Here is a 24,812-nt window from a genome sequence, read left to right on the forward strand (position 1 = left end):
CGGCGCCGGTGGTCACCGGCGTCCGTCGACACGGACGTTGGCTGCGGACAGGTACAGGGCGTTCTTCAGCTGGAACGGCGTCAGCCGGGGGCGGCTGGACAGCAGCCGGGCGCACAGGCCCGCGATGAACGGCGTGGCGTAGCTGTTGCCGGAGCTGGTGATGGACGTACCGCCGAGCCACGCCACCTGGACGCGCTGGCCCGGCGCGAAGAACTCCACCGGGGGCGCGGGGTTGTAGAGGTGGAGATCGGGGTCGTCCTCCTGGTGGCTGCCGACCGAGATCACCGAGGAGAACCGCCAGGGGAAGCTCTCCACCTGCGCGTTGTGCGCGGACGCCACGAGCACGGTGCCCTGGAAGTACGCCTCGTCGGCGAGCCGGCGCAGTTCCCCGACGAAGCGCTCGTGGGTGGTGGACAGGCTGAGGTTCACCACGTCGAACCGCTGCCGCACCGCCCAGCGGATCCCTTCGAGCAGGATGTCGCCGCTGCCGGAGAACCGCTCCCCGAGCACCCGCACGCTGGACAGTTCGCACTCGGGCGCGACGCGCCGGACGATCCCGGCGCAGGCCGTGCCGTGCCCGCAGGCGTCGCCCTCCTCGGTCTCCTCGACGCGCAGTCCGTCGTCGTCCTTGACGACCCGCCACGCCTGCGCGACCGGGCCGACCAGTGGGTGGTCCCGTTCGACGCCGGAGTCGACGACGCACACCCGCACCCCGCGCCCGGTGCCGCCGGGCAGGCCCTGTTCGGGCCGTTCCGGGGTGCCGTCGGCCCGCACCTGCACGTCCTCGGGGCCACGGCCGCGCAGGCCCCAGGTGAGTGCGGGGGCGGTCATCGCGCCGCCCCCGGCCCCGTGGTGGCGGTGTGGCAGCGCGCGGCCACCGCCTCGGCCTGGCGTACGGCGGGCAGGTGGCCCTTGGCCGCGAAGTGCTCGCGGGCGGCGCTCGCGGCCTCGGCCGCCCGGTCCGGGCAGCCCAGCGTGAGAGCGGTGCGGGCGAGGTCGAGGGCGGCGGTCCCCCGGACGATCGGCGAGTCGGTGCGGGCGGCGACGGCGACCGCACGGTCGGCCAGCCGTTCGGCGGTCACGGTGTCCCCGCGTCGGGCCGCGGCACGGGCGCGCAGCCCGTCGAGGTCGGCCGCCTCCGCGCGCGGGCGGTCCGGTACGCCGTCGGCGTCGCCCAGCGCGGTCAGCGCGTCCTGCGCGGCCCGCGGATCGCCGAGGTCGAGGCGGATGCGCGCGGCGTCCAGCAGGGCGCTGCGCAGCAGCGCGCCCGCGCCCAGGGAGCGGGCCGCGGCGGCGGCCCGGTCCAGGGTCGCCAGCGCCTCCTCCTTGCGGCCGGCGAGATCGGCCACCGTGGCGCCGAACAGCGGCAGGAACACCTCGGCCTCGGCATAGCCGAGCCGTTGGGCCAGCTGCTCGGCCTCGGCGAGGCAGTCCAGGGCGGCCTCCGCCTGGTCGGCGAGGGCGAGCAGGACCGCCAGGGGGCAGTTGAGGGTCAGCCGGACCGCGCGGCGGCCGGGTCCCTGTTCGGCGAGGAGGGACCGGCAGCGGTCCACGGCGGCCGGTACGGGCAGCGGGCCCCGCCACAGCGAGATGCCGGCCGCCCCGAGGGCCGCGGCCCGTTCCGGCTCGGCGTCGGCGCGCACCGCGTGCTCCAGGGCGCGCACCAGCAGCCGCTCCGCGGCCCGGTGGCGGCCCTGCTCCTGACGGCGCTGGGCGAGCCGCAGGCAGGCCCTGGCCTGGCCGAGGTCGTCGCCGGCCGCCTCGAACACCGGCAGGGTGGCGCGGGCGGCCTCGGCCGGTGACTGCGCGGGGCCGGTGCCGCGCCCGGCGGAGGCAAGGGCGAGCCGGGCGTGCGCGGCCTCCACGCCGTCGCCGCTGTCCGGGCCCTCGGCCAGCACCGCCTCCAGCAGGGCCCGGCCCTCCGCGGCCCGCCCGAGGTCCAGCAGGGTCTGGCCGAGGCGGCGCCGGGTCGCGGTGCTGTTCGGCTCGCCCGGCGCATAGCGGGCGACGGCCCTGCTCAGCAGGTCGGCGGCCCATACGGGGTCGGCGTGGGCCAGCGCGAGACGGCCGGCCTCGGCGAGGGCGTCGGCGGCGCGCCGGCGCAACGCGTCGGTGTGGGCGTCCTGGCCGCCCAGCTCGACGCGGTAGCGGTGGGCCTGCTCCAGATGGGCGCCCACGGCGGCGCTTCCGGCGGCGCGCACGGAGCCGAGCCGGGCCGCCCGTTCGTGCCGTTCGGCCCGGTCGTGCTTGGACTGGCAGTCGTAGACGACCTCCTGGATCAGTCCTCCGGCGAAGCGGAAGGCGGCTCCGTCCGGGGCGATGAGACGGTGGCGGACCAGCCGGTGCAGCGTCGTGCGCAGGGCGGGCCCGTCGGGCAGCTCGGCGGGCCGGCCGGCGAGCTCGGTGAGCTCCCCGGCGGTGAACTCCGGTCCCAGCACGGACGCCAGACCGAGGACGCGCTGCTCGGGCGGGTCGAGGGCGTCGACGCGGGCGCCGATCAGGGCCTGGAGCGGCAGCGGGACGCCGTCCGCGCCCACGGTGTCGCCCGCCACCAGCAGTTGCTCCAGGTGCAGCGGGTTGCCGCCGGCCCGCTCCAGGACCTGCGGGGGGACGGCCCCGCCGGGTGACCGGCCCGCGGCGAGCTCGGCGGCCAGCAGCCGCGCCTCGCCGTCGGACAGCCCGCCCAGGGACAGGGCCTCGGGGGCCAGTTCCGGGCGGGCGTCGAGGAGTTGGGGGCGGCCCAGCAGGACGACGAGGACCGGGGCGCCGGTGAGGGCGCGCAGCAGCCGGTCGAGGGCGTCGAACAGGGGCCGGGTGGCCCAGTGGCAGTCGTCGACCACCAGGACTAGGGGCCGGTGTGCGGCGAGTTCGGTGAGGACGCCCGCGAGGGCCGCGCAGGTGTCGGCCGCGGAGGCGTTCGGGGTGCCGTCCTTGAGCAGGCCCCGCTGGAGGAGGGCGAGTTCGGGCGACGGGGTGAGGGTGCCGTGGGCCCGGAGCACGGCGGCCACGGCGTCGGCGAGCGGCCCGAGGCTGGACTGCTCGCCGCGGGCGCGGCAGCGTCCCACGCCGTGCAGCGGGGGGCGAGGGCTGCCGTCCCCGCCTCCCGTGGAGCGCCGCTCCAGCCACTCCCGTACCAGCCGGGTCTTGCCCTGGCCCGCCTCTCCGGCGACCACCAGGCGGCCGGCGCGCCGGGAGCGGATGACGGCGTCCAACGCGGTGTCCAGCAGGCCGAGTTCTCGGGACCGGCCGACGAAACCGAGGTCGAAGCGGCGCAGCGCCTCGGGGCCGTCCGCCTCGTCCAGGCCGAGCAGCCGGTGGGCGGTGACCCGGTCGCGTTTGCCCTTCAGCCGCAGCGGGCCCGTCGCGGCGGTCCGCACGCCCGGTCCGGCGGCCGCCAGGGTGTCGGGGCCGATGAGGATCTCCCCCGCGGCGGCGTGCTGCTCCAGGCGGGCGGCGACATTGACCATCTCGCCGGACACCATCGCCTGCCGCGCGGTCGCCGAACCGGTCACCGCCTGGCCGGTGTTGATGCCGATGCGCATCTGGAGCCGTACGCCCACGCCGTCCTCCAGGCGGGTGTTGAAGGCGGCCAGCGCCTCCCGCATGGACAGGGCGGCGGCGACCGCCCGGCGGGCGTCGTCCTCGCGCACGGTCGGCACGCCGAACACGGCCATCACGGCGTCCCCGATGAACTTCTCGACCGTGCCGCCCTGTTCCTCGATGCGCTGCCGCATCAGATCGAACCAGCGCAGTGTCACCGAGCGCAGGGTCTCCGCGTCCAGCGCCCCGGACAGGGCGGTGGAGCCCACCAGGTCGCAGAACAGCACGGTCACCACCTTGCGGCCGACCGCCGGTGCGGCGGCCGGCCCGGCGGCGCACGGGCTGCCGCAGGAGGGGCAGAACCGGGCGCCGGGCGGGGTCTCGGTCCGGCACGAGGCGCAGGGCATGGGTTCCTCCGGGGGACGCGGGGCGGCGGGCGGGGTCAGAAGAGAGCGCCGCCCGCGACGTCGGCGTGCGCCTGCACCTCGGGGGCGGCCGCGTCCAGGCGCCCTCTGAGGTCGACGAGCAGGGCGATCTCCTGCGGGGTCAGCGCGGCCAGCACCTCAAGCTGCTCCTCGCTGAGGGCGTCCACGTTGAATCCGGCGGCGGTGAGGGCCTCCAGGGTGGGGCGGGGGGTCGCGTGGTCGGTCACGGGTGTCCTCCGGGGTCGGGGTCCGTCTCGGCGGCGAGGGAGAGGAAGAGCCGGGCGAGCAGGTCCGCCGTGTGCAGGGCGGTGACGGAGACGGCGGTCTGCTGCCCCGGCGTCAGGGCGAGTTCGTCGAGCGTGTGGTGCAGTCCGGCGAGGTGGCCGCCGTCGAGTTCCGCGTGCTCCCTGACGGTGCGGAACGCGGCGTCCGGCAGTCCGGTGCCGGCGGCGAGCCGGTCGGCCAGCCGGGGGCCCGGGGCGTTGCCCTCCAGGACCGCGATGTAGCCGAGCAGGGTGACGGGGTGCTCGTGCTCGATGCGGTAGTACTGCGCCCCGACGAGTTCGACGACGACGGGGTGCGCGGCGGCGGCCGGGGCGGCCCCGGCGGCGGCCAGGTCCTCCAGCAGCCAGGTGTCGTGGTCGCGCTCCTCTTCCGCGTGCCGCAGGCAGTACGCCCCGAGGCGACCGGCCGCCGGGTCGTCCAGCTCGGCACACCGCTCGGCGGCCCGTTCCAGCAGCGGCACGGAGGCCCGTACGAGCGGATGCATGGCGGCGAGATAGCGCAGATACCGCCCGCGCAGCCCGGCCGGGCGCCACAGCGCCGCCGTCGCCGCCCTCAGCACGGGTGTGGTGGGCGCGAGTTTCGTCCTCAGCGCGAGGGACGCGGTGACGGTCATCCACGACTCCTGTCCTCGACGGGGCGCTGCGCGGGGGGCGGGGCGGTCGGCCGGGCGCCGGGCGGTACGGCGGGCTCCGCGGCGGGGGTGGCCGTGACCGGACGTCTCGTGACCGGAGCGGTGCGGAAGCCGGCGTCCGGGACGGCAGGTCGCCCGGCGGCGGGCTGTCCCGCACGCCCCTGGGCGGGTGGCTCGGCGGTGGGCGACCCCGGACGGCTCCGGCCCCGAGCCCGGCCACCGCGAGGGCCTCCACCACCGACAGCAGGCTGCCCGGCGGCGGGCGCCCCCGAAAACCCCTCGGCAGACTGCGCCGTGCGGGGTGCGGGGGGCTCCCCGGAAAGCACCTCGGCGGACAGCACCGTCGGGGGCGCGGGGGGCTCCCCCGAAAGCCCCCCGGCCGGGTGCCCGGCGGGGGGCGCCCCCGAACGCCCCCCGAAAGGCTCCCCCGAGAGCCCCCCGTCAGACGGCCCCGCCGCAGGCCCTCCCGAAAACTCCCCGGCAGACGGCCCCGCGGCAGGCCCTCCCGTAAACCCCCCAGCGCGCTCCCCCGCCGGCCCGGCCTCCTCCTGCCGCTCGACCAGGTGCGCGTAGCGGCCGCAGCCCATGCGGCGGAGCAGGGCGGCCGGGCCCGCGGCGAGCTGGGTCTGGGTGGTGATGTGGTCGAGGGCGGCGCCGACGCGGCCGGAGGCGTCACGGGCCGCGCCGGTCAGGACGTCGGGGCGGTCGGCGAGGGCGTGGCAGCTGCGGCAGTAGCCGGAGGGGGCCGGGGCGGACGTGTAGCGGGCGTGCAGCCGCTGGGGGCCGACGGCGCGGAGCAGCCGTAGCACCGGGGAGCCGAGGGCTCGGGCGCGGACGGCCGGCCAGTCGTCGGCGGCGATGTGACCGAGCCGCAGATGCGCGGGGACGGGACGGCGGTCCACCGTCCACTGGTTGCAGCACGCGGCCACGGTTCCGTCGAAGGCGACCACCGGCCAGGCCGCGAGGGCGCACGGGGCGGCCAGGGTGCCGTCGGGTCCGGGCGGTGTCGCGGGGGCGAGGCCCCTGGCGCGGCCGAGCGGCCGTATCTCGTTGACCAGGAGCGGCACGCGGCCGGCGAAGACGCGACGGACGTCCGCGACGGCGTCGGCCAGGTAGGGGTCGTCGGGGCCGGTCCCGGTGAGGTGCACGCTGACGGGGATCCCGGCGTCGAGCACGGCCCGCAGCGCGGAGAACACCCCCGCGCGCGGGACCTCGCGCTCGTGGTGGACGTCCAGGCTCGCGGAGAAGTGGTCGAGGGCCGTGATGGTCCGCATGATCCGGTCCGGGACGCGGCCGTCGCGGGCGAAGAACATTCCGCTGAGCAGCGCCACCCGGGAGCCCGCTGCCCGCGCGAGGGCGGCCAGGCGGGCGGCGAGTTCCGGCAGCAGCAGCGGCTCCCCGCCGGTCAGCATGACCACCTCGGGGCGGTCCCGGTCGCCGAAGGAGCCGACGAAGCGCAGCAGTTGCCCGGCGTCGGGCCGTTCGGCGGCCGTCGGGGAGGAGTCGGTGGAGCAGTGCGCGCAGCTCAGGGGGCAGCGGCGGGTGAGCGCGACGAGGAGGCCGCCGCAGGGCACGGGCCGCAGCCCGATCAGCTCCGCCAGGTCCACGACTCCTCCAGTGTGCTCGGCCTCATGCCCGTCGCGCGCGGAGCACGGTCCCGATGGTGGGCGCGGGCGGCACACTTCCGGTTCACGGACGCCTGGACATCGGTTAAGTCGCCGGTCGGGGCCGGTTCTCCGGGGCTCGGGGGTGGCCGCAGGCGGGGGGCCACGGAGCGGTCCGCGGTCGTGCCGTCGGCGTATACCGGTGTCGAACCGGCGGGCAGGTGCCGCCATACCGGGGGTGCGTACGTTCCTTCCCAGCCGGCGCAGCGACGCCGTCGACCTAGGAGGACGAGCATGCCCGAGAACACGAACCCGGAGCCGACCGAGAACGAGGACATCGAGGTCGTCGCGCACAGCGAGACCGAGGAGGACGAGGCCGGCTGCATCGTCAACAACTCCAGCGACCTGTCCTGACGCGGCACCACCGCGTCTGAGCACCGCGCGGGTCCCCGGTCCCGGCAACCCCTGCCCCGGACCGGGGGCCCGCGGCCGGCCCGGCGTCTCGTCCGCCACGTCCCGAGGGAGCGGCACGTCGTGAAGATCCTGCTCTGTCCGCTCAGCGACGGCGGCTACCTCTACCCGGCGCTCGCGGCCGGCCGTGAGCTGCGCCGCCGGGGCCATGACGTCGAGGTGCTGGGCCGGTCCGGTGTCGCGCCCGTCGTGGCCGGCGCCGGGCTGGCGTTCGCGCCCGCCGAGGACGTCGGCGGGCGACGGGCGTTCTCCGCCACCTGGTGGGGGGAGACCGGGGCCGCGCAGTACCGGGCGACCGTGGCCACCGCCCGCCGGACGGGGGCGGACGTGCTGGTGACGTCCGTGCTGTGCAACGGTGCCCTGCTCGCGGCGGAGGCCCTGGATCTCCCGGTGGTGGTGATCGGCCTCTCGGTGCATCTGTGGGACTACCGCTCGGGCGGTGACGGTGAGCCGCATCTGGGCAGGACCCGCGCGAGCCGCACCCACGACTGCCGGCAGCTGTACGCGGCCGTGCGGGAGCAGGTCGGTCTGGCGGGCCGTGCCCCGCGGTGGGGAGCCGACCCGCTGCCCGGCGACGCGCTGCTGCTGCGCGGGGACCCGGCGCTGGAGTACCCCGGCGCGCGACTCCCCGAGCGGGTACGGCACGTGGGGCCGCTCACCTGGGAGCCGGCGCCCGCACCGGGCGAGACGGAGGCGGTCGAGGACGCGCTGGCGCGGTGCGGCAAGCCGGTCGTCTATGTCCATCTGGGCCGCTTCTTCGGCGGCAGGAGCCTGTGGCCGCGGCTGAACGAGGCGTTCACCGGCGGCCCGTTCCAGGCGGTGGTCGAGCAGGGCCGCTCCACCGACCCGCGGCCCGCTCCGGGCGCCGACATCCTGCTGGTGCGCAAGCCGTGGATGGGGCCGCTCGTCGACCGGGCCGGGCTGGTGCTGGCCAACGGCACCTCCGCCCCGGTGCTGGCCGCCCTGCTGCGCGGCCGGCCGCTCGCACTGTCCCCCAACGGCTCCGAGCAGCCCCTGCTCACCGGCGCCTGCCTGCGGGCCGGCGTCGCCGTGCACTTTCCGAAGAGCCCGTCCGTACAGCCCTCCGCGCTCCTGGAGTCCGCCTGGCACGACGAGGGGCTGCGGGCCCGCGCCCACGCGCTCGGCCGCAGGCTCGCCGCCGCGGACGGCGTGGCACGCGCGGCCGACGCCGTCGAACAGGTCGCCGCCGGCCGGCCACCGGCCGCCACCGGGGGCGGGGCCGCCGTCGCGCGCGGGGCCACCGCCGAGCCGGGGGCCGAGGCGCCCGCATCCTTCAAGGAGAACCATGAGTACGCGACCAGTCGGCCTCGATGAGGCCGTGACCAGCCTGTCGGCGGGCGCGCGGCAGTGGATACGGCTGCACGCCGCCTACCTCGACTCCCCCGCCGCCCACCGTGAACTGCCGGTCACCCCGCGGGTGAAGGCCCTGCTCCAGCTCGCGCTGCTGCGCCGGTACTGGGAGAAGGCCGCGCCCGCGGACCCCGCCCTCGGCGAGGTGACACGGGTCGTCGAAGGGGCCTGGCGGCGCCCGGAGTTCCCCCGGCTGCTCACCGCCGACCCGCGCTACGCCCGGCAGTTCGAGCTGATGTACGCGGCGCTGGCCCCCGGCACCGTCACCGACGCGCCCCGCGCCGTACTGTCCCGGCTGGCCGCCGACGACTATCTGGCCCCGCACCGCAAATCGCCCTACCTCCATCTGGAGGCGAGGTTCTACGCCGATCTGGCGGGCGCCGAGCACCGGTTCGCCCCGTACGAGGACCTCTACGAGGCGAGCCTGCTGCCATGGGCCGGCACCCTGCCGGTGACCGACCTGGATGTGTGCATGGTCACGCACACCGTCTTCTATCTGAGCGACTTCGGCTTCCGTGACCCCGGCCTGGGCGAGCGGGCCCGCGAGCAGGCGCTGCACGTCGTGGAGCGGCTCACCCAGCACTGCGTACGGCTGGGCGAATGGGACCTGGTCGGCAAGCTCCTGCTCGCCCACCACTGCCTGGGCGCTGATCCGCTGGACACCCCCTCCGGGGTGGCCGGGCTGCGGATGCTGGCCGCGGTGCAGTCGCCCGAGGGCGCGATCCCCGGACGGTCCGCCGGCCGGCGGGCGCGGGCCGACGCGACGCCCCTGCAGTTCTTCCGCAGGTCCTACCAGGCGACCCTGGTCACGGCGTTGACGACGATGATCGTCACCGGCGGACTCGCCCCGGCGGGGGCACCGGCACCGCGGGAGGCACGGTGAGCGTCGACCAGGCGGCGACCGCCGCCCTCCCCGGCCGCGCCCCCTCCGGCGCCCGCCTCCTCAAGGGCGAACGGAACTGGTGGTTCCTGGGTCCGGGCGGATTGGCCCGGCTCACCGACCGGCATGTCACCGCCGAGGGCACCCTGCGGCCGCAGGCGGAGCAACGGCTGCGCGAGAGCGGCCTGTTCACCCCGGCGGCGGTCCGCGCCTACGCGCTGACCGTCCTCACCAGCACCCACTGCAACCTGGGCTGCGGCTACTGCTTCCAGAACACCGCCCAGGACGCCTCCGGCGGCACCCGCCCGCCCCGCATCGCCCGCAGCCGGCTCACCTCCGCGACGATCACCGAGATCCTGCGGTTCACCGAGCGGCGGATGACCGAGGCCGGCCTGGAGCGGCTGAGGATCCTCCTCTTCGGCGGCGAGCCCCTGCTCAACCCGCGCGGCTGCGTGGAACTGCTGGAGCGCGCCGCGGACCTGGCACCGACCTCGGCCTGGATGATCTCCAACGCCACACTGCTCACCCCCGCGCTGGCCCGCCGCCTCGCCGGTCTCGGGCTGACCTCCGTCCAGGTCACCTTCGACGGCGACCGCGCCGACCACGACCGGATCCGGGTCGTCCGGGCCGACGGCGACGGCACCTTCGACCGGATCGTCCGCAACATCGTGCGGGCCTCGGAGGTCTCGCCGCTGCGCTGGACGCTGCGGGTGAACGTCTCCCAGGAGACCTTCCACGGCGTCGACGCGCTGATCGACCGGCTCGCGGCGGCGCTGGACCCCGGACACTGCACGCTGTACTTCGCGCGGGTGGGCGATGTGGGCGTGGGCTACGCCAACAGCCTGCTGCACACCGGCGACCTGTCGGCCGCGTTCACCCGCTGGCAGCGCAGGGCGCTCGACGCGGGCTTCGGCGTGAGCCGCCCCGGCGCCCGCAAGACATGCGTCACCTGCGGTCACGCCGACGGCCGCTACGGCGCGGTGGTGAGCGCCGACGGGACGCTGGCCAGCTGCTGGGAGACCGCGGGCAAACCCGACTGGCAGGTGGGCACGGTCACCGACGGCTATCTGCCGGGCGCGACGACCCGCGAGCGCTGGATCGCCTGCCAGGACCTGTACCGCTACGACGAGGACGCGGCCGTCCTCGCGCGGTTCCGCGACACCGTCGACACCGCCCTGCTCGACTACCTGCACGAGACGGGGCGCCTGTAACCATGTCCTCGCCCCTGGAGCAGCTCTCGGCCGGCGCGCTCGGCTGGCTGGGACGGAACCTGGACCACTTCCACCCGTTCTCGCCGCACGCGCGGCCGGTGCGGCACGGCCGGGCGAAGGCCACCCTCGAACTGGCGCTGCTCCGGCACTGCGCGGCCCGCCTGGCGCACCTCCCGCAGGAGCTGGCCGAGGCGGACGCCCTGGTACGGAAGCTGTGGCAGGACCCGGACTTCCCGCGGCTGTTCGACGGGGTGCCCGCCTACGCCGACACCTACCGGCTGGTGTACGCCGCGCTCACCCCGGACGGGGTCGACCGGGCGCCGGGCGGCGCCTGGACGGACCCCGGCTTCCTCGGGCCGGACGGGAAGTCGCCGTACCGGCGCATCGAGATCCGCCACTACGCGGACAAGGCGGGGATGCGCCACGGCATCGAGCCGTACGCCGCACTCGTGCCCCGCTGCCCGCTGGTGACCCTGCGCGCCGCCGAGGACGCGGACGCGGAGCCGCTCACCACGCCCGAGGCGTACGCCCTGACGCACACCGCCTTCTATCTCGGCGACTTCGGCCGCAGGTCGCCGGGGCTGGGCGGCGGCGCGCTGGCGCACGCGCGGGATCTGGTCGACCGGATGCTGCGCCACTGTGTGCGGCACGACCGCTGGGACCTGGCCGCGGAGCTGATGCTCACCCAGTTCGTACTGGGCGACGATCCGCCGGCCACGGACTCGGGGGCCGCGGCCCTGGAGTGCCTGCTGCGGGCCCAGCGGCCCGACGGCGCGCTGCCGGGGCGGTCGGCGGCCCTCGCGGCGGCCCCGCAGGATCCGGCCGGGGAGTTCTTCGCGAAGGCGTACCACACCACCCTGGTGACCGCTCTGATGGCGCTGGTCGTCTCGTCGGCGAGGCCGTCGTGACGCCGCGGCTGACGCTGATCAACCGTGACTACACGCGGCTGTGGTTCGGGCAGGCCGTCTCCTCCGTGGGGGACGCCGTGTTCAGCACCACGCTGGTGCTGTGGGTGGCCACCGTGCTGGCCGAGGACGAGGCGTGGGCGCCGGTGGCGGTCAGCGGTGTGCTGATGGCGTCCAGCGTCGCCGTGCTGGTCGTGGGGCCGCTCGCGGGGGTGTTCGTCGACCGCTGGGACAAGCGGGTCACCATGCTGCGCACCGAGGTGGTCCGCGGCGGGCTGGTGGCGGTGCTCACCGTCGTGTCCTTCCTGCCGGTCGACGCGCTGCCGGCCGGGCTGTGGCTCGCCCTGGTCTATCTGACGGTGCTGCTGCTGCACGCGGCCGGGCAGTTCTTCTCCCCGGCGCGCTTCGCGGTCCTCGCGGACCTGGTCACCGGGGAGGCGGACCGGGCGCGGGCGGCCGGGATCGGCCAGGCGACCGGGGAGACGGCCTGGATCATCGGGCCGCCGCTGGCCGCGCCGCTGCTGTTCGCCGCCGGCCTGCAGTGGGCGCTGCTGTTCAACGCGCTGTCCTACGCGGTGTCGTACGTGGCGATCCGCTCCATCGTGATGCCCGCGCCGACCGCCGAGCGACAGCGGGGCGGCGGGCGCGAACGGGGCGGGGTGCGGCGTGAGTTCGCCGCGGGGCTGCGCTTCTTCGCGCGCAGCCGGTTCCTGGTCGCGCTGCTGCTGCTCGCCGTCATCGGCCAGTTCGGGATCGGTGCGCTGGGCACGCTCAACGTCTTCTTCACCACCGAGAACCTGCACGCGGACGCCCAGCTGTACGGGTACCTCGGCATGGCCATGGGGGCCGGCGGCATCACCGGCGCGCTGTGCGGGGGCCGGGTGGTGCAGTGGCTCGGGGCGCGGCGGACCACGTGGATCAGCCTGCTGGTGAGCGGCGTGCTGCTGATCGCGTACTCCCGGCAGACCGGTTTCCTCGGCGGTATCGCCCTGCTGTTCGTCTTCACCGTGCCGCTCACCGTGCTCAACACCGCGATGGCGCCGCTGCTGCTGACGGCGGCGTCCGCGGAGTACCGGGGCCGGGTGATGGCGGTGTTCTATCCGGTGACCAAACTGGCCTCGATGCTCTCCGCGGTCCTGTCCGGATGGCTGGCCGGATCTGTGCTGCGGGACGTCGGGGGGTCGGTCGGCGGGGTCCGGTTCGGCACCGTCGACACGATCTTCGCCGCCTCCGGGCTGCTCGTCGTCCTGTCCGGCGTCTACGCCTGGGCGGCGCTGCCCGGCAAGGAGACCGCCGGCGAGGACGCCCCCGGCCGTCCCCCCGGCCCCGCGGAGCAGGCCGCCACCGCGTCCCCCGACGGCACGCCCGAGGCCACCGTCGCGGTCACCCCCCGTACCCCACCGCCCGGCCCCCCGCCCCGCCCCGACCACGACCGAGGAGGCACCGAGTGAGACCCGACGCCCGACCGGCACGGCGCCCCTACCCCTACGCGGAGCGGCAGGACGTCGTCGACGAGCTGCACGGGCTGCGCGTCCCGGACCCCTACCGGTGGCTGGAGGACGCCGAGGCGGCCTCGACGCGCCGCTGGAGCGCGGAGCAGCAGGCGCTGTACGAGGCGGAGCGGGCGTCCTGGCCGGGGGGCGAGCGGTGGCACGCGGAGGTGGCGGCGCTGCACGCCGTCGACCGCGTGCGGTCGCCCGAGGTCCGCGGGGAGCGGGTGTTCTGGCTGCGGCAGGACGCCGGGCAGGAGCATCCGGTGCTGGTGGTCGCGGACCGGGCGCGGGCCGGGGAGGAGGAGCGGGTGCTGCTGGACCCCGCCGCCCTGGACCCGTCCGGGCGTACCGTGCTCGACGCCTGGGAGCCGTCCTGGGAGGGCGAGCTGGTGGTCTGCCAGGTGTCGCGGGACGGTACGGAGGACTCGGAGCTGACCGTGCTGGACGTGGCCACCGGGAAGGTGGTCGACGGGCCGGTGGACCGGGTGCGCAGGTCGTCGGTGGGCTGGCTGCCCGGCGGGGAGGCGTTCTACTACGTCCGGCGTCTGGATCCGCGGGCGCACCCCGGCGAGGAGCGCTACCACCGCCGCGTGTACCTGCACCGCGTCGGGACCGCGCCCGACGAGGACGCCCTGGTGTTCGGCGAGGGGCGGGACCGTACGTCGTTCTACAGCGTCTCCGTGACGCCGGACGGCCGCTGGCTCACCGTCACCGCCACGCTCGGCACCGGCCGCGGCACCGACCTGTACCTGGCCGACCTCCGCACCGGGACGCCGGACCGCCCGCGCCTGGAGCCGGTCCAGCAGGGCACGCGGGCCGCCACCCGTGCGCACATCGTGCCCGGCACCGGTCCGCGGGACTGGATCTGGCTGCGCACCGACCACGGCGCCGAGCGCGGCCGCGTGGTGGCGTGCCGGCCCGCCGAGCTCGCCCTGGGCCCCGCCGCCTGGCGCGAGGTGATCCCCGAACGGCCGGACGCGGTGCTCACCCACCTCGTGGTGCTGTCCGGCCCGGAGCTGAGGCATCCGCTGGGGCTGGCCGCCTGGACCCGCGACACGGTCGCCGAGGTCACCGTGCACGATCTGGTCGAGGGCCGGCGGACGGGGACCGTCGCGCTGCCGGGCACGGGTGCGGTCGGCGACTTCGCGGCCGGTGCGCCCGGCGGTGGCGAGGCGTTCTTCGCCTACACCGACTTCGTCACCCCGCCGCGCGTGCTCCGCTTCGACGCGCGCACCGGCCGCGCGACCCGCTGGGAGCGCGACGCCCCGGACGTCCCGGAGGTGAGCGGCGCGGTCACCCGGCAGGTGGCGTTCACCTCCGCGGACGGGACGACGGTACGGATGTTCGTCATCTCCCCCACCGGCCGCCCGGACGTGCCGCGCCCCGCGCTGCTCACCGGGTACGGCGGCTTCGGCCGGACCATGTCGCCGCGCTACCGGGCCCAGGTGCTGGCCTGGGTCAGGGCCGGTGGGGTGTTCGCCTGGGCGGGGCTGCGCGGCGGCGGCGAGGAGGGCGAGGCGTGGCACCGGGCGGGCAGCGGCGCGCACAAGCAGAACACCTTCGACGACTTCGCGGCCGCCGCCGACCACCTGCTCACGGCGGGCTGGACGGCACCCGGCCGGCTCGCGATCATGGGCGGCTCGAACGGCGGGCTGCTGGTCGGCGCGGCCCTGACCCAGCAGCCGCACAGATACGCGGCCGTGGTGTGCATGTCCCCGCTCCTCGACATGGTCCGCTACGAGCTGTCGGGCCTCGGCCCCAGCTGGACGCCCGAGTACGGCAGCGCACAGGACCCGGAGCAGCTGTCCACACTGCTCGCCTACTCCCCCTACCACCGCGTCACGCCGGGCACGGCCTACCCGGCGGTGCTGCTGACCGCCGCGGACGGGGACACCCGGACCGATCCGCTGCACGCCCGCAAGATGTGCGCCGCGCTCCAGCACGCCTCCTCGGGATCCGGTCCCGTCCTGCTGCGCGTGGAGCACGGCGTGGGCCACGCCGACCGGGCCGCCTCCCGCGCGGTGGCCCTCCAGGCGGAGTGCCTGGCCTTCCTCGCCGCCCATGTGGGCCTTCCGGCTCCGCCGGTCAGCCCGAGGTGAGCAGCGGCACGTCGTGCTGGATGCCGCGCGCGTACAGCCGTACCAGGTAGGGCAGTTCGTACTGCGCGGCGTGTGCGGTGACCTCACCTCCGGGTGAGGTCACCAGGCCGGCGTCGATGAGGGCCTCCACGGTCCGTACGGCGTGCCGCTCGTCGCAGCCGAGGGCCTCGGCGGCCTCGGTGAGACCGAAGGGGCCGTCCCCGGTGGCCGCCGCCAGCCGTTCCGTGTCCCGGCCGTAGTGCTCGGGCAGCGTGTCCCAGCCGCGGGCCAGCCGTCGGCGTACCGACACGTCCCCCGAGGTCAGTTCGTCCAGCGCGGCCGCCGGATCGGCGAGCCGGTCGGCGAACTCCCGCAGCGGCACATGGCGCAGCACCGCCAGCCGCATCCCGCTCACCCGCACCGCGAGCGGCGATCCCCCGCAGGCGCGCACGATGCGCAGCGCGGCCTCCCGGTCGGCCCGCACCCGGCCGGGTCCGACGAGCCCGGTGAGCAGTTGCAGCGCCTCGGCGGTGCCGAACGGCGGGACGGGGATCCGGTGCACGGGGGCGAGGCCGCCGAGCTGGCCGCGTGCGGTGAGCAGCACCCTGCCCTGTCCGCCGCACGGGAGCAGCGGGCGTACGGCGCGTTCGCCGGGCACGTCGTCCAGGACCACCAGCGCGCGGTGGCGGGCCAGCCACTCCCGCCACGCCTCGGGCGTGGGCCGCCCGGACAGGCCGGTCCGTTCGGCGAGTTCGGCGAGTACGTCGGCCGGTGGGCGGGTCCGGCCGTCGGCGTCGCGCAGGGTGACGTGCAACCGCCCCGCGGGGAAGCGGTCGCCGAGCAGGTGGGCGGCCCGGACGGCCAGCGCGGTCTTGCCGGCCCCGGCCGGGCCGGACAGCAGCACGACTCCCGCGGGGCCCTCCTCCTCCAACAGCTCGACGAGGTGGCGCAGTTCGTCGCCGTGACCGGTGAAGTCGACGAGGTCGGGGGGCAGTACGGCCGTCAGGGGGCGGTTCCCGGCGGTGGGCGCGGGGTCCGCGGTGCGCTCGGCCGGGGGCCGCCCGGTGCGGTGGTCGCCCGCGAGGATCGCCCGGTAGCGGGCCGTCATGGCGGCGCTGGTCTCCAGGCCCAGCTCGCGGGCGAGGAGCTGGCGGTAGTCGTCGTACACCGCGAGGGCCTCGGCCTGCCGGCCGGACCCGGCGAGCGCGCGCATCCAGGCGGACCGCAGCCGTTCGCGCAGCGGGTGGTGTTCCACCAGGTCGCGCAGTCCCTCGACGACCGCCGGTGCGCCGCCGAGCTCCAGCTCCGCCTCCGCCCAGCTCTCGTACGCCGTGAGGTGGCGCAGCTCCAGCCGCTCGGCCTCCTCCGCCAGGCGCGGTGAGCGCCGCAGGTCGTCGCCCAGCGGGGGGCCCTGCCACAGGTCGAGGGCCTGGCGCAGGAGTGCGGCGGCCGGGCCGGGCCGCTGTCCCTCGGCGGCCCGCACCAGGGAGCGGAAGCGCAGCAGGTCCAGTTCGTCCTCGTCCGCGCGCAGCAGGTATCCGCCGCAGGTGTGGGTCAGCCGCGCCGGGTCCCGGTCGTCGGCCCCGAGCAGGGCGCGCAGGGCGCTGACGTACACCTGGAGGTTCTTGCGGGCGGTGCGCGGGGGTTCCTCGGGCCAGACCGCGTCGGTCAACGCGTCCACGGACACGGGGCTGTTGGCCGAGCCGAGCAGGGTCGCCAGGACGACCCGCTGCTTGTGCGGGCCCAGGGGCAGCGCCCGGCCGTCCCGGTGGACCGCGAGCGGTCCGAGGACGGAGAACCGAAGCGTGCCGGGTGACGCTGCGGGCTGCGCGGACGGACGCGGCATCGGGCGAACCTCCGTGGGACGAAGGGGTGTCGAGCGGTCCCTTCGATGATCGGCCGCCCCGACCCGTCGCACATCGGTGCGAGACCCGCACAGTCACGGGGCCGGGGGGCGGCATCTGGGGGTCGGGACCCCCATATACGTACGGCCGTCCCCCATGCCGGGCGGTCCCTCCCCCTAGCCCTCCGCACGTTCCGCCGACAGCGCGCACAGGGCGGAGCGGTCGGTGCAGCCGGTCTTGGCCATGAGGCTCGCCATGTGCTTCTCCACGGTGCGGGGCGAGATGCACAGACGGCGGGCGATCTGCTGGTTGCCGGGGCGTTCGGCGAGCAGCACGAACACCTCGTACTCGCGGGGGGTGACGCCCGCGGTGCGCAGTTCGGCGGGGATGCGTTCCCGGCCGCCCCGGCGCTGCGGGACGCTGACCCCCGCCTGCCGCAGGGCCGCGCGGCAGGCCCCGGCCACCGCGGGGACGCCGGCCTCGTGGAAGTACTCCTCGGCGGTGCGCAGCCAGGCGACGGGCTCGCCCCAGGAGTCGGCGAGCGCCGCCTCGGCGGTCAGCCGCAGGGCCAGATGCCATGCCTGCGGGAACACGGCCGCCGTACGGCCGGTCGCCGCCACCGCGCGCCGAGCGCCGTCCGCGTCGCCGTCCCGACCGCGCAGCACCGCGTCCGCCATGCCCAGGAACATACGGTTCCAGGCCAGCTGGGCGCCGGGGGAGGCCAGCGCCTCCTGGTACGCCTCGGGGCCGTCGGCGGCGCCGCCGAGGACGCGCAGCAGGGGGCGCAGTCCGTAGCGGCCGCTGAGGTAGAAGAAGCTGGGGTGTTCCCGCTCCCAGGCCAGGGCCGCGTCGAGCTCGGCCAGGGCCCGGGGGCGGTCCTCGGCCAGCAGCGCGCCGACCGCCTGGCACAGTCCGCGCTGCAGGGGGACCAGCATCGACTCCTCGCCCCCGGCCCGGCGGAAGCGGAGCAGGGCCCGCTCCTGCTCGCGGGCGCGGCCCCGGTGGGCGGCGAGCGTGGCGTCGACGAGCAGCAGATAGCGGTGGGCCGCCAGGTTCTGCAGGCGGGCGCTGGCCTCCAGGGACCTGTCGACGATCTCCTGGGCGCGGTCCCAGTGGCCGGCCAGCACGCCCTGCATGGCGAGCAGCCCGTCGACGGTCTGGAGCAGGGCGAGGGAGCCGAGTTCGTGGGCCGCCGTGCGGGCGGTCTCCAGCCGGGTGGCCTCACCGGTGCGCATGAACGCGTTGGTGCCGAGCCGCACCAGTGCCTCCGCCCGGTACACCGGCAGCCGGTGCCGCTCGGCGACCGTCAGCATCCGCTCCAGGCAGGCGTCGGCCTCGTCGAACCCGCGCTCCCGGAACAGCAGGGCCAGCAGCTGCCACGCCTGGCAGGCCACGACCGGGCGTCCGCGTTCCTCCGCGGTGAGCGCGGCCCGCTCGGCGGAACGTTCCGCCTCTTTCAGCCGCGCCCGCGTGCCGCCGTCGTCACCGGCACCTCGGGGCCGCTGGCCCGGCAGCAGCGCCAGATGCCCCTCGACCACCGCGAGCGCCGCCTCCTGTTCCGGGCGGGGCGTGGCGCCGAGCAGGGCGCGGGCGGCGCGGATGCGGCGGTGGGCCTCCTCCTGCCGCTCGGCCATGGTGGCGACCCAGGCGACCTGGGTGTGCGCCTGGGCGCGCTCCTGCGCGGCGCGGGACCCGGCGGGGGCCGGCGGCAGGTCGTCCAGGAGCGCGGACGCCTCGTCGAGCCGCCCCGACTCGGCCTGCGCGATGGCCAGGTGCACGGTCACCTCGTCCCGTTCCGCGTCGGCCGCGAGCCCCCGGGCGCGCTCCAGCAGCACGGCCGCCGACCCGGACGCCCCCGCGTCCAGCATCTGCCGACCCACCTGAGCGAACTGCCGGGCCGCGGCCACCCTGTCACCGGCCGCCAGCCGCAGACCGGCCACCAACTGCCGCTCCTCGCCCGTGAGTTCGCCCCCGGCCTCCTCGATGGCCGTGGCCGCGCGCCGGGCCAGCGCGGCCTGTTCGGCGGGCGGCAGCGAGGCCCTGAGCGCGTCGGCCGTCAGCACGTGGCGGAAGGTGTAGTGGTCGTGGGCGGCCCCGTCCGGGGCGATGATCCCGGCCTCGGAGGCCGCCCGTAAGTGGGCGAACAGCGCCCGGTCGTCGAACCCGGTCACCGCCCTGAGCGCCCCCACGGAGAACCGGCCGCCCAGCGTCGCCGCGACGAGCAGCAGCTCCCGCACCGGTTCGTCGAGCCGGTCCAGCCGCCGCGCCCAGCTGCGCACCGCGCCCGTCGGCACCGTCGCCGCGCTCGGCCCCGCGAGCAGCCAGCCGCCGTCCTTCCTGACCAGCCGGCCGGTGTCCAGCAGATCGGCCAGAAGCACCTCCACCAGGTAGGGGTTGCCGCCCGCCCGCTGTGCGAGCGTCCGGTACGCCTCCGGGGGTACCTCACCCGGCCCGGCGTCCAGACACGCGTCCACCATGGCCCGCACGGCGCCCTCGTCCAGCGGCCCCAGCTCCCGGAGCGCGGCGGTGTTGCGCAGCTCGGCGGCGAGCGCCAGGTCGAGCGCGGGGCCGGGTTCGGGCCGGAGCGTGCCGGCCAGCAGGACGGGGAGGCCGGCCACGTTGTCGGCGACGTACTCGACGACCGCGATCGTCTCGGTGTCGGAGTCGTGCAGGTCCTCCAGCAGGATCACGCAGCCGCGGTCGCGGCCGAGCACCGCCAGCAGTCTGAGCAGCGCCTCGGCCAGTTCGACGAGCGAGATGGCGTAGCCGGGGGCCGCCCCGGCTTCCCGCCACTCCGGGACGAGACCGGCCAACGCGGGCCGGTAGGGCGCGAGTTCGGGGTCGTCGGGGGCGCCCGCCGCGCGGAACCGGGAGGCCAGTGCCTCCACCAGCGGCCGGAACGGCACGACGAGCCCGGTGGAGGTGGCCCGGCCGCGCAGCACCGGCATGTCCGCGGCGTAGGCGCGCAGGGCGCACTCGCCGGCCAGCCGGGACTTGCCGATGCCCGCCTCGCCCACGAGGAACACCGCCCGCCCGGCACCCCTCCTGACGCTCTGCAGGGCCTCGTCCAGCAGCCCGATCTCCGCGTCCCGCCCCACGATGACCGACGACGTCGCTCGCATGGGCGCAGGCTACTTGATCCCTTTTGCGCACGGCAGAGGGCCGGGGAGCGCCCCGGCCCTCGTCCGCCCTGTCAAGGTGTCATCCGTGCCACGTCGGTGGCGTCGGGCCGGACCGCCCGTCAGTTCACCGTGATGGTGCCGGTGGTGAAGGGCATGTCCAGCGAGACGGCGGACTCGCAGTCGGCCGTTCTGAGCAGCCTGCTGCGCAGGCCCAGGGCTCCGCTCCCGCCGAGCGTCACCTCGCCCACGGGGTGGTCCTGGGCGGCGGTCTCCGCGCCGGCGTCGACGTACCTCACCGAGTCAGTGATCTGCATCGTCCCTCGCTCGTCCTTCGTGTCCGCAGGGGTGGTGGTCGGGCTGAGCTGTGCGATGGTGCGGTGGGCCGGTCGTGCTGGTCGTGCCGGCCGTGCTGGTGACGGCCGGTCGTACTGGTGTGGCCGGCGTTCCTCGGGCGGTGTGACGGTGTGTCAGCGTCCGCCGTCGTCCCGGCGTGTGCGCAGGAGCAGCAGGGACGGGACACTGTCCGGGAAGCCGGCGCGCAGAAGCCCGTGGCCGATGCCGGCCAGGCCGGTCAGCAGGCCGGGGTGCGGCACGCCGTCCGGTGCGCCGCTGCGGGCGCCGGTCTCCTCGACGGACGCGAGGAGCGCGCCGGCGGCGCGGATCCAGTGCGGGCGGGCCTCGGGCACCGCGCTGTGGCCGAGGAGTTCGCAGAGTCCGGCGGTGCCGTGGCAGAGGCTGTCGTCGGGTGCCGGTCCGTCGCGGCCGAGGCCCTCGACCGTACCGCGGGCCCAGGCCGCGAGCCGCGGATCGTCCAGGGCGCCCGGCGCGTCCAGCACCGCGAGCGCGATCCCGGCGTCCCCCCGGCACCAGGCCGAGGCCCGCGCACCGGGCGCGTCGTCCGGCTCCCCGCCGACCGCCGCCCGCAGCGCGGCCAGCCCGGCGCGCCGGTACCGCTCGACGCCCGCGCCCCCGTCCGAGGGCCGGTCCCCGCTCCCCGTACGCGCGCCCCCGTCCCCCGTACGCGCGCCCCCGTCCCCCGTACGCGACCCCCCGCTCCCCGTACCCGCCCCGGCGAACCGCAGCAGGGCCCAGCCGATCCCCGCCGCCCCCGCGACGAACCCCCGCCCGCCGGCCGCGGCGTCCGCGTCGGCCAGCCGGTCCGCGCAGGCGCGCGCCGCCTGCCGCACCTCGCGCCGCACGTCCCCGGTCCCGGCGCCGGACGTCAGGGCGACGAGGCCCCCGGCGACCCCCGCGCCCACCCCGAGCTCCCCCTCGGACCGGCCCGCCTCGGCCGCCAGCCGCAGCGCGGGGACCGCCCAGGAGGCCACCTCGGGGTCGTCCAGCAGCCGTGCCGTCTCGGCGAGGGCGTACGCGATGCCGCCGAGGCCGGAGAAGGCCCCCGAGCCGACCGCGGCCAGGGCGTCGGGCCGGTCGTGCAGGGAGTCGAGCAGGGCGGGCACCGGCGTCAGGGCGGTGCGGGCCGCCTCGGCGTAGTGCGCGGCACCGGTGAGCGCCGCCAGCTGGGCCAGGAACAGCGCGGGGCCGGTGTATCCGCCGGCCAGGTCGGCGGGCATGGGGCCGATCCGCCAGTAGCGGTCGTCCAGCAGTTCCAGGCCGATCCAGTTGGCGCGATCGTCCGCCCGGTAGGCCAGGGAGACCAGCCGGTCGCCGACGGACCGGGCGGCCGACAGCAGCCGCTCGGGCTCGGGGGCGCGGTCCGCGGTGCGCGGGCGGTGACCGGATGCGGGCCGGTGCGCGGGCGCGCGGGAGGCGGTGGCCATGGCGGCCCGTACGATCCACTCCTGGTCCTGCCGGTCCACCGTGTCCAGCGCGGCGAGCTTGGCGGTGACCCGGGCGAGCCCCGGCGACCGGGTGCGGCCGGCCGGCGGGCGTCCGGGGCGGCCCCAGACGCGGTCCCGGTCCGGCCGGGCGGTGAACAGCGGTACGTCCCCCGCCCAGAGCTGGGCGATCTCCTCGTCGACCAGACCGGCGTCGGGGACGGGGCCGAACAGGTCGGTGCGCAGGGTCTCCAGCACCCGCTGCCGTTCGCGGGCGTCGGTGAGCAGGTCGGGGTGCGTCGACTCGTCGAGGAGCGTGGTGTACACGCAGGTGGGGCGCAGCACGACCCGCATCTCGTCGGTGGCGAAGTCCCGCAACGGGCCGCTCTCGCCGAGCAGGTGGCTGCGGGCCGCGCCGATCGCGGAGTAGGCGTCGCGGAATCCGGCGCACAGCGCCTCCACATGGGCACCGGGTTCGACGGGCTCGCCGCCGGGCAGCCGCGGCCGGTTGGCGGACTCGCCGAACCGTCCGGCCCGGCGCACCAGCCGCATCCGGTCGGTGCCGGCGTCGGCCCAGTGCGCGCGGCTCACCGGCGACGGCGCGGCGTGGCCGCCGCCGACCGCGGAGACGTCCAGCGCGCTGTCGTCGCCCACCAGCAGCTGGGGCAGCAGCCCGACCCGGTACACCGAGTCGTGCAGCGCCCGGGCGGCGGGATCCTCCGCGGCCGCGCCCGGCAGCGGAGGGTGGAACAGGGTCTCCACGTCGACCAGCACCGGGTGGGCGCCGACGGCGATCAGGTTCTCGTGGTGCAGATCGGTGCCGTCGAACAGGTGCAGCAGGGCCAGCAGCGCGCCCTGGCGGCGGTAGAACACGGCGACCTCCGCGGCGTCGGCGCAGGGCCGCGCGGTGACGTGTTCCACCCAGCCGTAGCGGCCGCGGTCGAGCAGCCGCAGGGTGCGCAGGCCGACGGTGCCGGGGAGCGCGTCGAACCAGGCGACGAGGTCGTTGAAGTGGCGGTGCGCGGCGAGCGGCCGGGGTTTGTAGACCAGCCGGGTGCCGTCGGCGAAGCGCAGCAGCGTCACACTGCGTCCGCCCCGGTGTCCGTCACCGGCGCCCGGTTCGACGCCCACCAGCGGCCCCCGGCCCTCGCCGAGGAGACCGGCGGTCAGCAGGGCGTGGTCGTCGGCCAGCCGGCGCAGCGTCTCGGCGAGGGCGTCCGCCGCGTCGAGCGCCGCGCGCCCCAGCAGCCGGGCCAGCACCGGCCGCCGGCACAGCAGGGCGGTCAGTCCGCGCCGGGATCCGGCGAGCCCCAGGAAGTCCCGGAACCGGGCCCGCGGATCGTCCCCGCGAAGGCGCCCCGCGGTGCGTGCCTCGTACAGCTCCAGCACCAGCGTCCGCGCCGCCGTGCGCGCCAGCCGCCCGCCGAGCTGCCGCTGGAGATCCCGTCGTACGGCGGTCAGGTCCACGATCCCGCGCACCCGCGCCGGCACCGCGCGCTCCAGCCGCTCCCCCGCCCGCTCGACGAACGGCCGCAGCACCCACGCGAAGCCGCTCAGCCCCGGATACTCCCCCTCGGTCGCCACGGCCTCCTCGGGCGCGCGGGCCGTCGCCTCCTCGGCGAACGCGGCCCAGTCCGGCCGGTGCCCGGTGCCGTCGCCGTCGAGCAGTCCGGCCCGCCACCACCCCTCGGCCTCCGGCAGCGCCGCCCCCTCCAGCACCCCGGTCCGCCCGTGCCCCGGCTCCGCCGCCATCGTCCCTCCCCTGCCCGCGCTGCGCCGCTGTGTGCCACGTCCGATCCTGGTACGAGGCAGGCGGCGGGTGCATGGGGAAGTACCCCCCATGTTTTCCGACCGGGCCCGCACCGGCCACGCAGAGTTGGCCCGATCACCCCTGACCTCGCGTGCGCGCGAGCCCTACGGTCCCTGTGACCGGTCGGCGACTCTGCCGAGCCGAACATTCGCCCCTTCCTCGACGAAGGAGTAGCTGTGGAACGTCGGAACTTCCTGCGTGGCGCGGTTCTCGGTACCTCCGCCGCCGTCTTCGGCGGCACTCTCATGCACGGGGCCGCCTACGCGGCACCGGCCCAGAACGGCGTCAGCCCGTACGGCGGTCTGCAGGCCGCCGACGCCAACGGGATCATGCTGCCCAGCGGCTTCACCAGCCGGGTCATAGCCCGGTCCTCGCAGGTCGTCCCCGGAACCTCCTACACCTGGCACAACGCCCCCGACGGCGGCGCCTGCTTCGCCGACGGCACGGGCTGGATCTATGTCTCCAACTCGGAGATATCCACCACCGGCGGGGCGAGCGCGGTGAGATTCAACTCCTCGGGCACGGTCACCGCCGCCTACCGGATCCTGTCCAACACCAACCGCAACTGCGCGGGCGGCGCCACTCCCTGGAACACCTGGCTGTCCTGCGAGGAGGTCAGCCGCGGCTATGTCTACGAGACCGACCCGTGGGGCGTGAAGCCCGCGGTACGCCGTGACGCGATGGGGCGGTTCAACCACGAGGCGGCCGCCGCCGACCCGGTGCGCAAGGTCGTCTATCTGACCGAGGACGAGTCCGACGGCTGCTTCTACCGGTTCGTGCCCACCACCTGGGGCGATCTCTCCTCCGGCACCCTCCAGGTGCTGAAGGCCGGCACCGCCACCTCGGGCTCCTTCACCTGGGTGAACGTGCCCGACCCCGACGGCTCGCCCACCTACACCCGTGACCAGGTGTCCGGCGCCAAGATCTTCAACGGCGGCGAGGGCTGCCACTACGCCAACGACACCGTGTGGTTCACCACCAAGGGCGACAACCGGGTCTGGCAGCTCAACCTGCTCAGCAACACCTACGAACTGGCCTACGACGACAGCCTGGTCACCAACGGCACCGCGCCGCTGACCGGTGTCGACAACGTCACCGGCAGCTCCTCCGGCGACCTCTTCGTCGCCGAGGACGGCGGCAACATGGAGATCTGCATCATCACCCCGAACGACATCGTGGCCCCCTTCCTGCGCATCACCGGCCAGTCGGGCTCGGAGATCTGCGGCCCGGCGTTCTCCCCCGACGGCAAGCGCCTGTACTTCTCCAGCCAGCGCGGCACGTCCGGCAGCTCCTCCGGTGGCATCACCTACGAGGTGACGGGCCCGTTCCGCAGCGCCGCCTGAGCGCGTCGCGGTGACCGCCCC

General features: G+C 76.3%; 16 protein-coding genes. 7 read left to right on the forward strand and 9 right to left on the reverse strand.

What is annotated here, in order from left to right; translation table 11 throughout:
- Window positions 1-12 precede the first annotated feature (12 nt).
- Genes ACSU6M_RS03570 through ACSU6M_RS03590 form a run of 5 tightly spaced genes read right to left on the reverse strand, consistent with a single transcriptional unit; the run spans window position 13 to window position 6,488 of the window.
- A complete protein-coding gene (locus ACSU6M_RS03570; protein ID WP_437066948.1) occupies window positions 13-831 on the reverse strand; it encodes a S8 family peptidase in 819 nt (272 codons plus the stop codon).
- Complete coding sequence (locus tag ACSU6M_RS03575) at window positions 828-3,947, reverse strand: adenylate/guanylate cyclase domain-containing protein (protein WP_437066950.1); 3,120 nt, start codon at window positions 3,945-3,947, stop codon at window positions 828-830. Before ACSU6M_RS03575 ends, ACSU6M_RS03570 begins: the two co-directional genes overlap by 4 nt.
- A gap of 35 nt (window positions 3,948-3,982) precedes the next feature.
- On the reverse strand, window positions 3,983-4,192 hold the full coding sequence (locus ACSU6M_RS03580; RefSeq protein ID WP_437066951.1) for an aroma-sacti cluster domain-containing protein: 210 nt from the start codon (window positions 4,190-4,192) through the stop codon (window positions 3,983-3,985).
- Window positions 4,189-4,863 (reverse strand): hypothetical protein, encoded by a 675-nt coding sequence (locus ACSU6M_RS03585; RefSeq protein WP_437066953.1) that lies wholly within the window; start codon window positions 4,861-4,863, stop codon window positions 4,189-4,191. Before ACSU6M_RS03585 ends, ACSU6M_RS03580 begins: the two co-directional genes overlap by 4 nt.
- On the reverse strand, window positions 4,860-6,488 hold the full coding sequence (locus ACSU6M_RS03590; protein ID WP_437066955.1) for a radical SAM protein: 1,629 nt from the start codon (window positions 6,486-6,488) through the stop codon (window positions 4,860-4,862). The genes ACSU6M_RS03585 and ACSU6M_RS03590 overlap by 4 nt, the downstream gene beginning before the upstream one ends.
- 531 nt (window positions 6,489-7,019) lie before the next feature.
- Here ACSU6M_RS03590 and ACSU6M_RS03595 point away from each other — a divergent pair.
- Genes ACSU6M_RS03595 through ACSU6M_RS03620 form a run of 6 tightly spaced genes read left to right on the forward strand, consistent with a single transcriptional unit; the run spans window position 7,020 to window position 14,915 of the window.
- Window positions 7,020-8,291, forward strand: coding sequence for a glycosyltransferase (locus tag ACSU6M_RS03595; protein ID WP_437066957.1), 1,272 nt, complete (start codon window positions 7,020-7,022; stop codon window positions 8,289-8,291).
- Window positions 8,263-9,210: a DUF6895 family protein gene (locus tag ACSU6M_RS03600; protein WP_437066959.1), complete on the forward strand. Its 948-nt coding sequence runs from the start codon at window positions 8,263-8,265 to the stop codon at window positions 9,208-9,210. Before ACSU6M_RS03595 ends, ACSU6M_RS03600 begins: the two co-directional genes overlap by 29 nt.
- Complete coding sequence (locus ACSU6M_RS03605; protein WP_437066960.1) at window positions 9,207-10,418, forward strand: radical SAM protein; 1,212 nt, start codon at window positions 9,207-9,209, stop codon at window positions 10,416-10,418. Before ACSU6M_RS03600 ends, ACSU6M_RS03605 begins: the two co-directional genes overlap by 4 nt.
- A 2-nt stretch (window positions 10,419-10,420) precedes the next feature.
- Window positions 10,421-11,326 carry a DUF6895 family protein gene (locus ACSU6M_RS03610; RefSeq protein WP_437066962.1) on the forward strand — a complete coding sequence of 302 codons (906 nt, stop codon included), beginning with the start codon at window positions 10,421-10,423 and terminating at the stop codon, window positions 11,324-11,326.
- Complete coding sequence (locus ACSU6M_RS03615) at window positions 11,323-12,774, forward strand: MFS transporter (RefSeq protein WP_437066964.1); 1,452 nt, start codon at window positions 11,323-11,325, stop codon at window positions 12,772-12,774. The genes ACSU6M_RS03610 and ACSU6M_RS03615 overlap by 4 nt, the downstream gene beginning before the upstream one ends.
- Entirely contained in the window at window positions 12,771-14,915 is a 2,145-nt protein-coding gene (locus tag ACSU6M_RS03620) for a prolyl oligopeptidase family serine peptidase (protein WP_437066966.1), read from the forward strand. The genes ACSU6M_RS03615 and ACSU6M_RS03620 overlap by 4 nt, the downstream gene beginning before the upstream one ends.
- On the opposite strand, the gene ACSU6M_RS03625 is transcribed toward ACSU6M_RS03620, so the two are convergent.
- The 4 genes from ACSU6M_RS03625 to ACSU6M_RS03640 all read right to left on the reverse strand — a co-directional run bounded on the left by ACSU6M_RS03625 (window position 14,902) and on the right by ACSU6M_RS03640 (window position 23,480).
- The gene (locus tag ACSU6M_RS03625; protein WP_437066968.1) at window positions 14,902-16,740 is read right to left on the reverse strand and encodes a BTAD domain-containing putative transcriptional regulator; all 1,839 of its coding nucleotides are present in this window, start codon (window positions 16,738-16,740) and stop codon (window positions 14,902-14,904) included. The genes ACSU6M_RS03620 and ACSU6M_RS03625 overlap by 14 nt on opposite strands.
- A 174-nt stretch (window positions 16,741-16,914) precedes the next feature.
- Window positions 16,915-19,860, reverse strand: coding sequence for a helix-turn-helix transcriptional regulator (locus tag ACSU6M_RS03630; RefSeq protein WP_437066970.1), 2,946 nt, complete (start codon window positions 19,858-19,860; stop codon window positions 16,915-16,917).
- 119 nt (window positions 19,861-19,979) lie between these two features.
- Window positions 19,980-20,174, reverse strand: a complete 195-nt coding sequence (locus ACSU6M_RS03635) for a hypothetical protein (protein ID WP_437066971.1) — start codon at window positions 20,172-20,174, stop codon at window positions 19,980-19,982.
- Between the two features lie 153 nt (window positions 20,175-20,327).
- Window positions 20,328-23,480, reverse strand: a complete 3,153-nt coding sequence (locus tag ACSU6M_RS03640) for a type 2 lanthipeptide synthetase LanM family protein (RefSeq protein WP_437066973.1) — start codon at window positions 23,478-23,480, stop codon at window positions 20,328-20,330.
- A 144-nt stretch (window positions 23,481-23,624) separates the two neighbouring features.
- Here ACSU6M_RS03640 and ACSU6M_RS03645 point away from each other — a divergent pair, with 144 nt between their 5' ends.
- On the forward strand, window positions 23,625-24,791 hold the full coding sequence (locus tag ACSU6M_RS03645; RefSeq protein WP_437066975.1) for an alkaline phosphatase PhoX: 1,167 nt from the start codon (window positions 23,625-23,627) through the stop codon (window positions 24,789-24,791).
- Window positions 24,792-24,812 lie beyond the last annotated feature (21 nt).

The organism is Streptomyces sp. enrichment culture (genome assembly GCF_964272895.1).
Classification (GTDB): domain Bacteria; phylum Actinomycetota; class Actinomycetes; order Streptomycetales; family Streptomycetaceae; genus Streptomyces.

What these genes read in the sequence shown, in the direction of transcription:
- ACSU6M_RS03570 (WP_437066948.1), bottom strand. Translation starts at nt 831, where the DNA reads ATGACCGCCCCCGCACTCACCTGGGGCCTGCGCGGCCGTGGCCCCGAG.
- ACSU6M_RS03575 (WP_437066950.1), bottom strand. Translation starts at nt 3,947, where the DNA reads ATGCCCTGCGCCTCGTGCCGGACCGAGACCCCGCCCGGCGCCCGGTTC.
- ACSU6M_RS03585 (WP_437066953.1), bottom strand. Translation starts at nt 4,863, where the DNA reads ATGACCGTCACCGCGTCCCTCGCGCTGAGGACGAAACTCGCGCCCACC.
- ACSU6M_RS03600 (WP_437066959.1), top strand. Translation starts at nt 8,263, where the DNA reads ATGAGTACGCGACCAGTCGGCCTCGATGAGGCCGTGACCAGCCTGTCG.
- ACSU6M_RS03610 (WP_437066962.1), top strand. Translation starts at nt 10,421, where the DNA reads ATGTCCTCGCCCCTGGAGCAGCTCTCGGCCGGCGCGCTCGGCTGGCTG.
- ACSU6M_RS03625 (WP_437066968.1), bottom strand. Translation starts at nt 16,740, where the DNA reads ATGCCGCGTCCGTCCGCGCAGCCCGCAGCGTCACCCGGCACGCTTCGG.
- ACSU6M_RS03630 (WP_437066970.1), bottom strand. Translation starts at nt 19,860, where the DNA reads ATGCGAGCGACGTCGTCGGTCATCGTGGGGCGGGACGCGGAGATCGGG.
- ACSU6M_RS03635 (WP_437066971.1), bottom strand. Translation starts at nt 20,174, where the DNA reads ATGCAGATCACTGACTCGGTGAGGTACGTCGACGCCGGCGCGGAGACC.
- ACSU6M_RS03640 (WP_437066973.1), bottom strand. Translation starts at nt 23,480, where the DNA reads ATGGGGGGTACTTCCCCATGCACCCGCCGCCTGCCTCGTACCAGGATC.